The following is a 14,476-nucleotide window of genomic DNA, read 5'->3' on the forward strand; positions in this document are numbered from 1 at the left end:
AAACGCAGCCTGTACGACAGACCGGCGACGCAGTTAAGCTGACACCATCTAGCTGGAGCAACCTGTTGATGCTGACCCTCGGAAATATCTTCGTGCTGATGCTGCTCGCCACCGGTGGCGCGTGGCTGTGGCACAACCACGGCTTGCGCGAGCGCGCGCTGGAGCGGGTCAAACAGCATTGTGCCAAGCTTGGCATCGAGTTGCTGGACGGCAACGTGGCCTTGAAAAAGATCGCGTTCATCAAAGACGCCAACGGCCGGCGGCGCCTGGCCCGCGTGTACAACTTTGAATTCACCGTGACCGGTGAAACCCGCCACAACGGCACCATCACCCAATTCGGCGCCCACAGCGCGCAGATCGAACTGGCGCCCTACCCGATGCCGTTTGACGACACGCCTGCAGTCGTCGATGTGGTGAAGCCCCGCGCCGAGGTGATCGAGTTGAGCCAGTGGCGGCAAGAACACACCAAGTGGCGCCCTTAACCCGACCGACAGTCCGCCAGAACGCTTTGCAGTGAATCAACCTCCTGCGATTCACTGAAAATCAGCTCTATCCGCGAATCCTGGCGCCATTCGCTGGGCTTCCATTCCAGTTCCGAGTTATCCAACGCATTGGCCGAAAGCCAACCGTCGACGCTGTGGATAACCAGCTTCGCCCGCCGCCAGGAAAGGCTTTCGAGCCATTGGCCAATGAGCGCCGCATCGAACGTCTGGCTCGGATGCCAACGCCAGCCGATGCTCCAGCCACCCTCTTGCTCCTGACTCAAGCAAATCGGCAGCGCGGGATCGGTCCAGATGGCCGGCAGCTGAGCCAACCCCTTGGGCACGACGAAGTTATCCACACCCGTTTCAGCCCGAGCCTGCAGCCCCGGCAAGTTGCTCAATGGCAACTGAGCGTGCTGCGTCCAGTACAGAAGACGAGACAGTAATTGCGCGGCGATTCGCTGGCGATCATCGACGTCGAGATCTTCTGCCTTGTTCAACACCAACAAGCCGGCGCTGTTCAATGTCTCCCGTTGCGCCTCAGGCAGCGGTTTGCCAGCAGCGAGCGCTTGGGCATCCAGCACCAGTACGCAGGGTTGTACCGCCAGTACACCGACCCACGGAGCCTCCCTCAACTGCTCAAGCAAGCGGGCCGGATGTCCGAGGCCGGAGGGTTCAATGAACAGCCGATCCGGCTTCGCCTTGCGCAGCAACCGCCCGAGCCCGATCTGAAACGGCGCACCATTGACGCAACACAAACACCCGCCGGCCACTTCACCCAGTGCGATACCATCGGCATTCGAGGTCAGCAGCGCAGCGTCGAGGCCGATCTGCCCGAATTCGTTGATCAGCACTGCCCAGCGCTCGCCCACCGGCCGCTGCGTCAACAGGTGCTTGATCAGGCTGGTTTTGCCGGCGCCCAAAGGACCCGCAATGACGTGAGTGGGAATGTTCTGCAACATGGTCGGCATTTTCTGAGGAGGTAAAAGATGCGGTGGATGGGATTGTCGTTTCTGCTGGCGCTGTGTTCCAGCGAGGTGTTTGCCCAAGCTTGCATGGTACATACCACATCAGCGAGATTGAACGTAAAAGTCTGCCAGCAAAACCGCAACATTCCGGAAAAGCTCTTCGCCGACGGCTTCTGCCGGCCCAATCTGGCCGGGCAAACTGTCGATGTGCAGTACGTCGACCAATGCCCAACCGGCGCATTCGGTGTATGCAGCAACGCTCAAGTCGCCAATATGCCTTACCGCCAGGATATTCACTATTACGGCGTGGCCACCGATGCTGCCTATTTGAAGCCCTTTTGCGAAACACAGAGCCAGGGCAACTGGCTTAAGCCTTGAGGCGTTAGCCGAGCCAATCGAGGGTCAGGATCAAGCGACGCTCACCCGATGCCGGTTGCGGTGAACGGTGGATCAGGCCAAACCCTTCGTTGCCGTGCCACTTCTCGCCTTTGAACAGCGCCACGTCCCCGCTGGCGATTTGCTCGATCATCGAATCCTGTAGAGGTTCGGCCTCGGGTTTGCCCAACTGGCGACGATCCATAACGTCCTCTCGCAGCCACTGACTGCCGATGCCAGAATACGTCGTGATCAATCGCACCGGCACCTGATCGACGTGGAAACGCGGGCACATGGCCTTGTCCAGCGCCCGCAAACGCAGGCCGATGCGCTTGGCGCCCAGCAAACAGGCAAACGCGCTGACCAGCCAGGACACGTCTGCAATGAACCCTTCATACCCTTGCAGGCCGCTGAAGCTTGAGGCTAATCCCTGCAAATTGGGTTCGACGTCATCGCTTGGCAGTTCCAGGACCAGAGACTCGGCCAGCGGCGCGTTCAGAGACAGCAGCAACTGGCCGAAATCGACGATATGCACCGCAAGTTGGCGCTGCCAAATGGCGAGGTTTACGTCGTCATCAAGGATTCGGGCCAGCGTTTGCGGCGTTTCGCCTTGAACGGGATGAACGACCGAACGCCGCTTCAGACTCGGCGCCAACATCAGGCCGCGGCCTCTTCATGCCACGGGCCGAACGGGTCTGGCAGCAATCTCCAACCTTCGACACCCAAGGCCATTTCGGCCTCGCTCAGCAGACAATCGTCCAGTTCGGCGGTGAGTTGTGCGAAATCGATGTTCTGGCCGATGAACACCAATTCCTGACGGCAATCACCGGTGGCGGCGGTCCAGTTCTCCATGATCCCGGCGGTGCTTTCTTCGTCCTGCGGCCACTGGGTTTTCGGTACAAAACGCCACCAGCGCCCCGCGAAACCATGACGCATCAAGCCACCCGCCTGGGACCAGCTACCGGCGTCCATGGGTTTGCTGGCCAGCCAGAAAAAACCTTTGGAACGCAGCAGTTTTCCATTCACCCAAGGGCGGTCGATGAAGCTGAAAAAGCGTTGCGGATGAAAGGGTCGGCGGGCCCGGTAAGCGGTCGAGGCGATGCCAAATTCCTGGGTTTCCGGCACGTGCTCGCCACGCAATTCCTGCAACCAGCCCGGCGCCTGAGCGGCTTTTTCAAAGTCGAAGCGACCGGTATTGAGGATTTTTTCCAGGGGTACTTCGCCCATGACCATGGGGATGATGTCTGCCTGCGCGTTGAGGCGTTGAAGAATCGCGATCATTTCCTGACGCTCGCCGCTACTGATCAAGTCGATCTTGCTGATCAGGATGACGTCAGCGAATTCGATCTGCTCGATCAACAGATCAGTGATCGAGCGCTCGTCGTCCTCACCCAACGTTTGGCCACGGGAAGCGAGGCTTTCGGCGGCCTGATAGTCGAGCAGGAAGTTCACGCCATCCACCACGGTGACCATGGTGTCGAGCCGCGCGATGTCGGCCAGGCTTTGCCCTTCTTCATCCCGGAAGGTGAAGGTTTCCGCCACGGGCAGCGGTTCGGAGATGCCGGTGGATTCGATCAACAAGTAATCAAAGCGACCATCCCTCGCGAGTTTGCTGACTTCGTCGAGCAGGTCTTCACGCAAGGTGCAGCAAATGCAGCCGTTGCTCATTTCGATGAGTTTCTCTTCTGCGCGGTTCAGACTGACATCACGCTGGACTTCATTGCCATCGATGTTGATCTCACTCATATCGTTGACGATCACGGCGACCCGCAGGTTGTCGCGATTACGCAGGACGTAGTTGAGCAACGTACTTTTTCCGGCGCCGAGAAAGCCCGACAGGACGGTCACGGGGAGACGATTGGGCATCAGGTATTCCTCACAGGGATGCCCGGTCGCAGAGTCGGGCTTGATTTAATGTTATAGTATAACAACACAATCAAACCACCTCTTTACGATGGACCTGCTTATGAACGCGCTGACTCTGCCGGATATTGCTGCGCAAGCCTCTCGCCAAGCACTGCCACTCGACTGGGTGGGCATGTGCGGCATTGCTCTTCCTGTTTTATTCGATGGTCAACGAATGAGTGCAAGGGCTGATGTTGGAGTGAGCCTCGATGATGGAGAGGCACGCGGGATTCATATGTCACGGTTGTATCTGGCGTTGGAAATGCTCGAGCAGGAAAACCTCAGTCCCACCCTGTTGCGACGAGTTTTGCAACGTTTTCTCGATACTCACGAAGAACTCTCTACCAGCGCGTACCTAAAAATCCACGGCGATTTATTGTTGAAGCGGCCGGCGCTAATCAGCCCATTGGCCGGTTGGAAAGCCTATCCAGTGAGCATCGAAGCGCGTCTGAAAAACGCAATGTTCCACGTGGAACTGAAAATCGACGTTGCTTATTCCTCGACATGTCCATGCTCAGCAGCACTGTCCCGGCAATTGATTCAGCAGCAATTCGTTGATGACTTCGCTAACAAGACGCTGCAACACGCGGACGTTTTGGCATGGCTTGGTTCCACAAAAGGTATCGTCGCGACGCCCCATAGCCAACGCAGCACCGCGCATTTGTGCTTGCGGCTGGACAATCATCGGGATGACCTGCCGCTGATTGCACTCATCAACGAGGCCGAAGCAGCGCTCGGCACCCCCGTACAAACCGCGGTAAAGCGTGCAGATGAACAGGCTTTTGCTTTGGCCAATGGTCAGAACCTGATGTTCTGCGAAGACGCTGCGCGACGTCTGAACGTCGCCCTGAAACGCTCCCCAAATATCCACGCCTTTCACATTCGCGTGGTCCACGCTGAAAGCCTTCACGCTCACGATGCCATCGCCGAAAGCCGGTGGAACTGGGAGGCGGCGTGTGAGTAGCTGAATCAAACCCGCCCCCACACGCTGATGTAGGAAACGGGTGTACGGCGAAGGAAGGTCTTAGACTCTAGGCTTTACCGTTCCGCAATCCTGCCCCAGCCACACGGCGCGGCTTTCGAGACTACCCTTTTGCTGGATGCCGGTGGCATTGAAGGTGCCGTTGACCTTGGTCGTGAACTCGCGGTCACTGAGGAATGTGGCAACTCCGGTGCCTTGCGCTTTGGGACAGCTGAAACGGAATTTCCACTGGTTGCCGGTGCGGTCGGTGACTTCCTGCTTGCAGCCCGATTGCGGGTCCGTCAGTGGAATGTCGTCTGTCTGCACCTGCTCCGGCGTCAGGCAAGCCCGAATCCCTTTGCCGCCCATGGTGATGCCCTGCTTCTCCAGTTGCGCGCGCTGTTCCGGGGTCATCTGGCTCTGCAACTGACCGAGGATCAGTTGTAAGTCCGGCAGGTTCTGGTCATCGACCTTCATGTTGCTTGTGGTCAATTCCCACAACCCGGGTTGCAGCATCTGTGCGTGAGCTGCCACAGGAAGTGACAAACCAATAGCCATGGCCAAACCCAGCAGACGAACGTTCATCGAGTAACTCCTGATCAGTAGTGGCCGTTAGACGCCAACCTTCGGCTTCGGTTCATGGGCCAATTAAATAGCGACATTTTGCACGGAACATGGTCTGTTAAGCACTGAATCTTCAGGAGCAGGGCTGCCCCATGGATTACTTCGGACCACACATTTTTGGCTACACCATTGCACTGCTTCACTCTCTGGGCACGATCGCGGCCATCCACGCCGTGCTCAACGTGCGCACCGCTCAGGGATCAATCGCCTGGGCGCTTTCGTTGGTGTTTATGCCCTACCTCACACTCATTCCGTATCTAATCTTCGGCAGCAGTACCTTCGATGGTTACATCAAGGCTCGGCGCCAGGCCAACGAAGAGATGCGTAAAGCCGTCTCCGAACTCAACTGGCGCCCTTGGGTCGAAGAGGCACTGACCGCTCGTGCCTCCAATGCCTACGCGTCGTTGCGGGCGATGCCCAAGCTTGGCCGAATGCCGTGCCTGGCAAACAACGAAGTACGCTTGTTGATCAATGGTCAGGCCACGTTTGATTCGATTTTCGAAGCCATCAGCGGTGCGAAAGAAGCCGTACTGATTCAGTTTTTTATCATCCACGACGATCGTCTTGGCCAGCGTCTGCACAATCTGCTGCTGAAAAAAGCCGCCGAAGGCGTCGCGGTTTACCTGCTTTACGACCGCATTGGCAGCCACGCCCTGCCCAAAAGTTACGTGCAACCGTTACGCGATGCCGGCGTTGAAGTCAAAGCGTTCGCCACCCGCAGTGGATGGCTCAACCGCTTCCAGGTCAACTTCCGCAACCATCGCAAGATCGTGGTGGTCGATGGTGTGCTGGGTTTCGTGGGCGGGCATAACGTGGGCGACGAATACATGGGCGAGAAACCACCGCTGGCGCCGTGGCGAGACACCCATGTTCGAGTGCGGGGACCGGTGGTGGCCTGTATGCAGGAGTCATTTGCCGAAGACTGGTTTTGGGCTGCGCGATCATTGCCGCCATTGATCCTGCCGGACGTGTATCCCGACGACGGCGTGCTTTGCCAATTTTTGGCGAGCGGCCCGGCGGATTCCTACGAAACCTGTTCGTTATTCTTCGTCGAAGCCATCCATGCAGCGACTGAGCGAGTGTGGATCACCACCCCCTATTTCATTCCCGACGAAGCGGTATTCGCGGCACTCAGGCTGGCGGCGTTGCGGGGTGTTGATGTGCGACTGTTGCTGCCTTCTCGTCCAGACCACCGCATCGTCTACGCCGCCTCCAGCCTGTATGCCTTCGAAGCTGTAAGCGCCGGTGTTCGAGTATTCCGTTATGAACCCGGTTTCCTGCACCAGAAAGTGGTGTTGATCGACAGTGAAATCAGCGCCATCGGCAGTGCCAACATGGACAACCGCTCGTTCCGACTCAACTTCGAAGTGATGTTGTTGACGGTCGACAGCGTGTTTGCCGCGGAGGTGGAACAGATGCTCAACGATGACTTCGCTCAGGCGCATGAAATCGCCAAAGAAGAAAGCCGGGAGACCCGCCGCGTGCAGCAATTCGGCATGCGGGTCGCCCGGCTTATTTCACCGATTCTTTAAGGGGTGTAGATATCGTCGCGCGTCCAGGGCAACTCATGACTGCCATCGGGGTGGGCTTTAACCGCGAGGATCTGGTGCAAGTTGATCCAGCCCCTGGCAAATGCATAAGCGCACCCCGCCAGGTACAGCCGCCAGATCCGCAAGGTTTGCTCGGGGACTTGCCTGGACGCCGTTTCCAGATTGTCCTCCAGGCGTTCGCTCCAGTGATCCAGGGTACGCGCGTAATGCAGGCGCAAGCTTTCCACGTCAACGATCTCCAGCCCCACGTCACTGATTTCGGCAGCGATCATCGAGAGGTGCGGCAGCTCGCCGTTGGGGAACACATAGTGCCCAATGAAGTCGCCAGCACCACGCCCAACCGGCCGACCGTCAATGTGTTTGGCGGTGATCCCGTGGTTCATTACCAGACCGCCCTCTTTCACCGCGCCGAACAAGGTTTTGCAGTATTCAGCCAGGTTGGCGTGGCCCACGTGTTCGAACATGCCGACACTGACCACTTTGTCGAAGCGTCCGTCCTGCGGCAGGTCGCGGTAGTCGAGCAGTTGTAGTTCGACCAAATCCTCCAGACCTTCCTCCTTAACTCGCTCACGGGCCAGGGCGAGTTGCTCCTTGCTCAGCGTAATGCCAAACACCTTCGCACCGAACTCCCGCGCCGCATACCGCGCCAGTCCGCCCCAACCGCAACCGACGTCCAGCAAATATTCACCCGGCTGCAACCTCAATTTACGACACAGGAGACGGAATTTGGCCTGCTGGGCCTGCTCCAGGGTTTCACTGCCGGTCTCGAAATACGCGCAGGAATACGCCATGTCGCTGTCGAGCCATAGCTGATAAAACGCGTTGGAAAGGTCGTAATGGTAGGAGATGGCTTTGGCGTCGGCTTCCTTGTCGTGGAGGACACGAACGGGTTGATTGTCGTCATTCTCGTCCAGCATCGCCTGGCTCCATTCATCGCAGACGCGGATAACCTCGCTGATGGAGCCTTCCAGCTCAAGCTTGCCCTCGACAAACGCCGCTCCGAGCGCGTCCAGGCTTGGATGGGTGAACTGGGAAACCATTTGTGGATCCTTGACCACAATCGTGACGCTGGGCGTCGGTCCCAAATTGAATTCATGGCCGTCCCAGAGTCGCAGGCGAAGCGGTAAATGCAGATTCTGTAAGGCCGGTGGAAGGTGCGCGAGCATGGACAATCCCCTTGTTTCAGACGTCTGATGTGAGGGTAGACCATCTCTGAAAATTAGCTGGCTATCGAATTAATAGCCGTTTTCTAAAATCAGCGAAGCTGCAACCAGCGTGAATCCACTGCTTAAGCCAGGTCACAGTTGAAGTGGTGCGCCCTCTCCATAGATGACTGTCAATTCAGAGCACAGTTCAGCAAAGTTCCAGTCCAGCTGTTCAGTCGCGCCGCGGCCACTGGAGCGCTCTGCCCCAACGGCGTTACACAGGCCTGCAACAAAGCTTTCGATTTGCTTAACTGTCTTCTTTGAGCTTGAGCAAAGGTTCCTGAAACCGCAGCAAACGTCCGGCGTTGCCCAGTACCAGCAACGTGCTCAAGTTATGCAGCAACGCTGCAATCATTGCCCCTGCCGCGCCGAGCCAGCCAAACGCAGCGAAGGCAACAATCGCCAGTGTCCAGCCCAAGCCAATGATCACATTGACCTGCAAGGTCTGACGGCATTGACGACTCAAGCGCACACAGGTGCCAAGCCGACGCAGGTCGCTGCCGATCAACACGATGTCAGCCGAGGCCAGCGCAATGTCTGCCCCGCCCGCGCCCATTGCGACACCCACGACACCGGCCTTGAGCGCCAGTGAGTCGTTGATCCCGTCCCCGACCACCATCGGCCGGAAGCCGCTGCCAATTTCCTTAAGCACGCGATTGAGCTTGTCCTCCGGCAACGCCTGCGCTTCAACATCGCTGATGCCGACATCGCGCGCGAGCGTGCGCGCGACGCTCTGCCGATCTCCAGTGAGCAGCAATTGCCGACCCAGGCCAAGCTCTCGCAGCTCACTCAAAGCAAATCGCGCCTCGGGTTTGACGCTGTCGGCCAGCAATAGCCAGGCGAGAAACTCACCGTTAAGCGCCAACCCTGCTATCGGGCCGTCATGTTCCGGAACCGCCGACGTAATAATGCCCAATTGCGTGAACAACTCCGGGCGACCAAGTGCGGCCTCGCCCTGCTCGGTCATGGCCACCACGCCCAAGCCCTGGCGCTCGTGGATGTCCGACAGCAGCAAAAAATGCTCCTGCGTGACCAGCCCAGCGAGCGCACGACTGACTGGATGACTGCTGGCCGAACCAAGACTGGCGGCCAGTTTCAGGACGTGACTGCGGTCTTCCAGCGGACTGTCGATGGACTGCAAGCGCAAGGTGCCGAACGTCAGCGTGCCGGTTTTATCCACCACCAACGACGTCAGGTCTGCCAGCTCTTCAAGAAACGCCGAACTGCGGATCAGAATGCCGTGCCGCGCCGCCACCGCCACCCCGGCAATGGCTGTCGCTGGCGCCGACAACACCAGTGCGCAAGGACACGCTGCGACCAACACCGCGAGCATCGCCTGAGCATCATTGGTGACGAACCACGTCACTGCGGCCAGCAGCAACACCAGCACCATGTAGCTGCCGGCATAACGCTCCAGCAAGCGAGTAATCGGTGGCTTGGAGCGCTCGGCGCTTTGCATCAGCGCGATGACTTTGCCCAGGGTCGATTCATTGCCGGTGCGGGTCACTTCAATGCGAAGCAGGCCATCGAGGTTGATCGCCCCTCCGAACACCGGCATGCCAACGCCGGCTTCCATCGGCACCGACTCACCGGTTATTGAAGCGGTATCGAGGCTCGCCTGACCGGACAACACCCGGCCATCCGCCGGTACGCGATCACCCGCGCGCACCTCGACCAGGTCACCGGCCTTGAGGGTGCTGTTGTCGACTTCGAGGATCGAGCCATCCGCCTGAACCTTTCGTGCATGGCTGCGGGTGAGTTTGCCGAGTGCATGAATCGCTTCCTGAGAACCGATCACGCTGCGCTCTTCCAGGACGTGGCCGAAAATCATGATGATCGGCAACAACGCGGCAGTCAGCAAATCGCCGGTGGCCCAGGCGCCGAGCATGGCGAGCGCGATCAACTGGTCGGTGATCCCGTGCAAGCTCGGGTAACGCAGGCTGTACCACGCCGAACGCATCACCGGCACGGCCACCAACAGCGACGCAAACCCGAGCAGCAATTGGCTGATGCCGGTCTGCTCCGGCGACAGCCCGCGCCAGATCAAACCGAGCCCGAGCAGACCCAGTGCGAGCATGGCCAGCGTCAATTGGCGAGCGGCGCTGCGCTGTTCGGCTGAGGACAACATGCTCGGTGCGGGGGTGGTGTGCGCGGTCATTGGGCAGCTCCCTGAATGATCAGGCGGGAATCGTCTTTCGGATTTACCGTGGTTACTGAGCCGGCCTGGCCGAGAATCTTCGGCATCCGCTCGCGGTAAATACGCAGCAGCATTTGCGGGTCGGTGCCCTGCTGTTGCGCCTTGGCCAGGCTCAGTACGGTGGCGGTGTCGGCAGACGCTTTTGCCAGTCGTTCGCTGGCTTGGGCATGGGCCACTTGCAGCGTTCGATCCGCTTGTTCGTTGGCGGCCTGGGTCGCCTTCTCGGCTTCGGTGCGCGCGTTCGCCACGGCTTTGTCGGCCTGCTGACTCGCGGTCAATACTGCGTTGAAGGCGTTCACGGCAGGACCGGGCAGACTCGATTGCACATCGACTCGGGCGACTTCAATACCCAGCCCCTGCCCTGTTGCTGTCAGCTCGGCTAAACGTTGATTGATGCTTTGCACCAGATCACCGCGCAGACGTTCACGGCGTTCAGCAGCCTGATTGTCGGCGCCAATCAGCTCCGGACGCGCCACCAGAATAGTGTCCAGATCTCGCGCCGCGGTCAGGGCCACAGCGCTGCGGGTGACCAGTCGATCCAGCGCTGGCAGCACATGTTCACCTTGCAGCACGAAGGCATACGGCTCGGTGACTTTGTAGAAAACCCGCACATCGAGTTGCACCACGCCGGCATCACCCGTCAGCAAATAGCCGGAACCGGCGAGTGCATCACTGAGCGGCGTGGCAAACGTGGCAGCTCGATCAGCCTGCAAGGCGACATCACTGCGCAGAAGGTTTTCCACTCGACGTTCGATAATGCGATCTGCCGCCGGCAGTAAAACCACCTGCTCAAAAGGTCGCGGCCATGCCAACAACAAACCGGCGTTCTGGATGCGATCCAGCGCACCGAAATGCAAAACCACCGCGCGATTCTGTGGATCAATTTGCCGCACATTGGAGAACGCCCAGGCTAACGCGGCCAGAACGGTCACCGCGTAAAGCGCGAGAAAAGCCAGGCGCCCGGCCTGAATCCAAGGGCTACTTAACTCATGTGTTCCACGTGGAACTAAACTCATGGCTGCGACCCGGACTTGTTTTCGAGGGTCGGCGGTCCGTCAACCAATACCCGGAATGGCGCAGCATCCGTGCGCAATATCAGTTTGGTGCCCGGTGAAACGATGGTGCCCAAGGTGTCGAGTGAGCGCAGCAAGTTGTACAACTGCGGAGAACCGGCATACGCACGGCCGTAAATTTGCGCCGCTTCGACCCGCGATTGAGCTTCGATATCAGCGGCTTTCACCATTGCATCGGCTTGCACGATCCGCGCATCCCGCTCGGCGGCCGACCGGATTTGTGCAGCTTCACGCTTGCCGATTGCTGTGCGTTCGGTGGCGATTGTTTCACGCTCGGCGCGCATGCGATCCACAGTGGCAGTCAAGGTTACCGACGGCAGAGTCAGACGCTCGATGCCGACTTGCAGAACGCGAACGCCATAGGTGGTGAGCAACTGCTGATCGATCTGATGGCGAAGTTGCGCCTCAAAGTCGGCAATGTGAACTTGATTGGCGTCGGTGTTGACCAGGTTCGCCAAGTCAAAACTGGCGGCTGTGGTTTCCAGCGCAGAGCCGACAAATGTGCGGATCTGCCGCGCCGCTTCATCCGGCTGATTCTGCACTGCACGCATGAAGCGTTGTACGTTGTCCGAATCGCCCTGCACCTGCCACGCCACGTAAGCCTGAACAATGATGCGCAATCCATCGCGGGTGCCGACATCCTGCAATCCACTGGAGGTGGTGCGCAGACGCAAGTCGACAGGGATGGCCGCTTCAAACGGTGCCGGCCAGCGCCAGCCAAGACCCGGTTCCAGCAAAACCCGCGATGGATTGCCGAAGCGTGTGATGACCGTGGCCTCCCCCGAGCGCACTTGAACCAGGCTAGCGGTTGCGATGGCAAAGGCCACGAGCAATGCTGCCCAGCCCATGCGCCGCCAGGGAAACGGGCCGGCTTCTTGTGGATCACCGTGGTGATGATGGTGGTGACCATGGTGATGCCCGCCATGACCGTGATCGTGGCCGGCGTGGTCATCGTGATCGTGTGTATGCGACTGGCTCAATGGGTAGCTCCTGGCTGGGCGCTCGTACGCGGCGACGCAGGATCAGCCGGCAGCGTGAAAGTACGAAGGTCGATGGTTGGCGCACTGCTGCCGCCCAGACGATGATCAAGAATCAGCAGCTTGGTGTTGGCCAGGCCCAGGCTCAGTTGGCTGAGATATTGTTCCAGCACAAAAGCCTGCCCTGCGCTGGCGTAGGCTTTCTGCTCCGCGCTGAATTTCAGGTCCGCCGCCTGTGCCGTGGCGTTGATTTCATGGGCGCTGGCGGTCGCTTGATCGCGCGCAATGCTCGCTTGCAGTTGCGCCAAATTGGTCGCCTCGGCGGCGGCACCGCGTTCTCGCGAGATCAATGCTTGAGCACCGATCTGCGCGGCCTGCACACCGTGATAGGCATTGGCGGCGCCGGCCGGTGGATGAATCGCCTCCACCACGGTGGCAAGAATTTCCACGCCACTGTCGAGTTTCTGCAGGTCAGCCTGCACGGCACGGCCGATCTCTTCAGCGAGCCCTACCCGGTCTTCGCCGAGCAACCCATCAAGGGTTCGCGAGGCGAAGTCATGCACCAGAATCCGGCTGGCGGTGCTGCGAATCAGCGTCGGTACATCGGCAATGTTGTAGGTCGCCGCCAACGCCGCTTGATCGGTCAGGCCGATGCGATAGACGAAACGCACGTCCATGTTGACGATCTGGAAGCTCTGCTTGTCGGCGCGGCTGCTGGCGATGACCTGGGATTTGTCGTTCACATGACTGGCGTCCCACAGCCGATTGGCAATCGCCGGTGCCGGGCCTTCGGCGGGCTCGGGCACAACCGGTGCCGACGCTTCACCAACGCTGGTGGCCAACTCGTGAACCACACCGTTTTCAACATTCAGTACGCGACCCAAAGGCCACGGTAGACCGGCGTGCAAACCAGGACCAAACACTTCCACCGGTTTGCCGAAACGCTCGTAGATACCCCGCCCCTGCAACGGTATTTCGTGAATGCCGGTGAGTGACCAGCCGACGACGGCAACCACCGCCAGCACCGGCAAAAACGCCCGGCGCATGTAAGTGAAGGCCCAGATTTGCCGCAAGTCGATGCCGAAGCGGTTGTGCAATTCGTGCTGCAAGGCGAGCAGCGGCTGCGGCGGCCAGCGCAGCATGTCAGCGACAAAACTGCGCGCCAGCAATGCAGGTTCGAGTTGTTCGCGCTGTGGACTGAACAGCGACAACACTGCACGCAGCAGTAACTCGACTGCGACCAACCCCGGCAGCAAACCGATCAGCACCGCCAATCGCACCGGCCACACCGACGTTTCACTGGCGAACAACAGGCACAATGCGCCAAGCACCAGGCAAATGATTGCCACCCGAGTCAGTTGCGCCAGTGCACCGGCCTCCGGCCATTGGGCGACGTTTTCTTGGGCCAGTTGCCGCTCAGCGACCAGCAAACCGAACGCCAGCAGCAACGCGAGGGCCGCGCCGACACTGGCCGATAACCCCAGCGCTGCGGGCGGTAGCGCGAGGTTCCAGAACTGACTGATGCTGAATAGCGTCAGCAGCGCCCAGCCGCCGAGCCAGAGCGTTGGCGCGCCGATCTGGCCAAGCATGCGTACCGAGCGCCGACTGAGCCCATCCAGCAATCGCTCATACCAACCTTCAGGCGCAACAATTTCGTCAACGACGACCACGGGCGGCGTCGGGTTCATTGTCTGTGCACGCCACCGCGTAACCCACCAGGCGGATTGCAGACCGGCAACCAGCACCAGCAAAGCGGCGCTCTGATTTACCAGCAATGCGCCCCACAGCGACTGTGGCGCAAACAATCCGACAAATAACGCCAACACCAGCCCGAGCGCTGCCAAAGCACTCAGGCCAATGGTGAACTGACGCAATCGTCGCCCCTGAAAGACCGCCTGTTGAAAGCGCGGCAACCCGGCTACTTGCGCGCCATCGACTTCGAGATCGACTTGCATACCACCCCAGTGTTTATTCAACGCGGACACCGCATTTCGTTACGGTATAACAAAAGGGGTGAAATTTTTGTTCTAAATCCCTCAATCCAAAGACGCTGAACCTGTCGCGTCGCTGAAGCCTTGACCGAAACAGCGCGAAACGCACATATTACGTTCGTAATTTTAGCCAGCTACTACTTTTAACCAGCCCGATCCCTCACTTCA

At 59.2% G+C, this 14,476-nt stretch carries 13 protein-coding genes; 4 read left to right on the top strand and 9 right to left on the bottom strand.

Annotated elements, in window-relative coordinates; translation table 11 throughout:
- Positions 1-68: 68 nt before the first annotated feature.
- Positions 69-482: a DUF3301 domain-containing protein gene (locus tag ACA048_RS29230; protein WP_123433186.1), complete on the top strand. Its 414-nt coding sequence runs from the start codon at positions 69-71 to the stop codon at positions 480-482.
- Here ACA048_RS29230 and ACA048_RS29235 read toward each other — a convergent pair.
- Positions 479-1,444, bottom strand: a complete 966-nt coding sequence (locus ACA048_RS29235) for a CobW family GTP-binding protein (RefSeq protein WP_497627337.1) — start codon at positions 1,442-1,444, stop codon at positions 479-481. The two genes, ACA048_RS29230 and ACA048_RS29235, sit on opposite strands and share 4 nt — an antisense overlap.
- A 27-nt stretch (positions 1,445-1,471) precedes the next feature.
- Here ACA048_RS29235 and ACA048_RS29240 point away from each other — a divergent pair, with 27 nt between their 5' ends.
- On the top strand, positions 1,472-1,828 hold the full coding sequence (locus ACA048_RS29240; RefSeq protein WP_497627338.1) for an NADH:ubiquinone oxidoreductase: 357 nt from the start codon (positions 1,472-1,474) through the stop codon (positions 1,826-1,828).
- Between the two features lie 4 nt (positions 1,829-1,832).
- Here ACA048_RS29240 and ACA048_RS29245 read toward each other — a convergent pair whose 3' ends face one another.
- Complete coding sequence (locus tag ACA048_RS29245) at positions 1,833-2,483, bottom strand: DUF1826 domain-containing protein (protein ID WP_497627339.1); 651 nt, start codon at positions 2,481-2,483, stop codon at positions 1,833-1,835.
- The gene (gene zigA, locus ACA048_RS29250) at positions 2,483-3,691 is read right to left on the bottom strand and encodes a zinc metallochaperone GTPase ZigA (protein WP_497627340.1); all 1,209 of its coding nucleotides are present in this window, start codon (positions 3,689-3,691) and stop codon (positions 2,483-2,485) included. Before zigA ends, ACA048_RS29245 begins: the two co-directional genes overlap by 1 nt.
- Before the next feature lie 100 nt (positions 3,692-3,791).
- On the opposite strand from zigA, the gene folE2 reads away from it, so the two are divergent.
- Positions 3,792-4,694: a GTP cyclohydrolase FolE2 gene (gene folE2 / locus ACA048_RS29255; RefSeq protein WP_497627341.1), complete on the top strand. Its 903-nt coding sequence runs from the start codon at positions 3,792-3,794 to the stop codon at positions 4,692-4,694.
- A gap of 60 nt (positions 4,695-4,754) precedes the next feature.
- Here the strand turns inward: folE2 and ACA048_RS29260 are convergent, their stop codons facing one another.
- Positions 4,755-5,276: a DUF3617 domain-containing protein gene (locus tag ACA048_RS29260; RefSeq protein ID WP_497627342.1), complete on the bottom strand. Its 522-nt coding sequence runs from the start codon at positions 5,274-5,276 to the stop codon at positions 4,755-4,757.
- Positions 5,277-5,407: 131 nt separating this feature from the next.
- Here ACA048_RS29260 and cls point away from each other — a divergent pair, with 131 nt between their 5' ends.
- On the top strand, positions 5,408-6,847 hold the full coding sequence (cls, locus tag ACA048_RS29265) for a cardiolipin synthase (protein ID WP_497627343.1): 1,440 nt from the start codon (positions 5,408-5,410) through the stop codon (positions 6,845-6,847).
- On the opposite strand, the gene cfaB is transcribed toward cls, so the two are convergent.
- The 5 genes from cfaB to hflK (ACA048_RS29290) form a co-directional block, all read right to left on the bottom strand.
- Positions 6,844-8,031 (bottom strand): C17 cyclopropane fatty acid synthase CfaB, encoded by a 1,188-nt coding sequence (cfaB, locus tag ACA048_RS29270; RefSeq protein ID WP_497627344.1) that lies wholly within the window; start codon positions 8,029-8,031, stop codon positions 6,844-6,846. The genes cls and cfaB overlap by 4 nt on opposite strands.
- A gap of 286 nt (positions 8,032-8,317) precedes the next feature.
- A complete protein-coding gene (locus ACA048_RS29275) occupies positions 8,318-10,228 on the bottom strand; it encodes a cation-translocating P-type ATPase (RefSeq protein WP_497627345.1) in 1,911 nt (636 codons plus the stop codon).
- Complete coding sequence (gene hflK / locus ACA048_RS29280) at positions 10,225-11,283, bottom strand: protease modulator HflK (RefSeq protein ID WP_497627346.1); 1,059 nt, start codon at positions 11,281-11,283, stop codon at positions 10,225-10,227. Before hflK (ACA048_RS29280) ends, ACA048_RS29275 begins: the two co-directional genes overlap by 4 nt.
- Positions 11,280-12,320: a protease modulator HflC gene (hflC, locus tag ACA048_RS29285; protein ID WP_497627347.1), complete on the bottom strand. Its 1,041-nt coding sequence runs from the start codon at positions 12,318-12,320 to the stop codon at positions 11,280-11,282. The genes hflK (ACA048_RS29280) and hflC overlap by 4 nt, the downstream gene beginning before the upstream one ends.
- Positions 12,317-14,272: a protease modulator HflK gene (gene hflK / locus ACA048_RS29290; RefSeq protein WP_497627348.1), complete on the bottom strand. Its 1,956-nt coding sequence runs from the start codon at positions 14,270-14,272 to the stop codon at positions 12,317-12,319. Before hflK (ACA048_RS29290) ends, hflC begins: the two co-directional genes overlap by 4 nt.
- Positions 14,273-14,476 lie beyond the last annotated feature (204 nt).

This window comes from Pseudomonas sp. LBUM1659, from assembly GCF_059716045.1.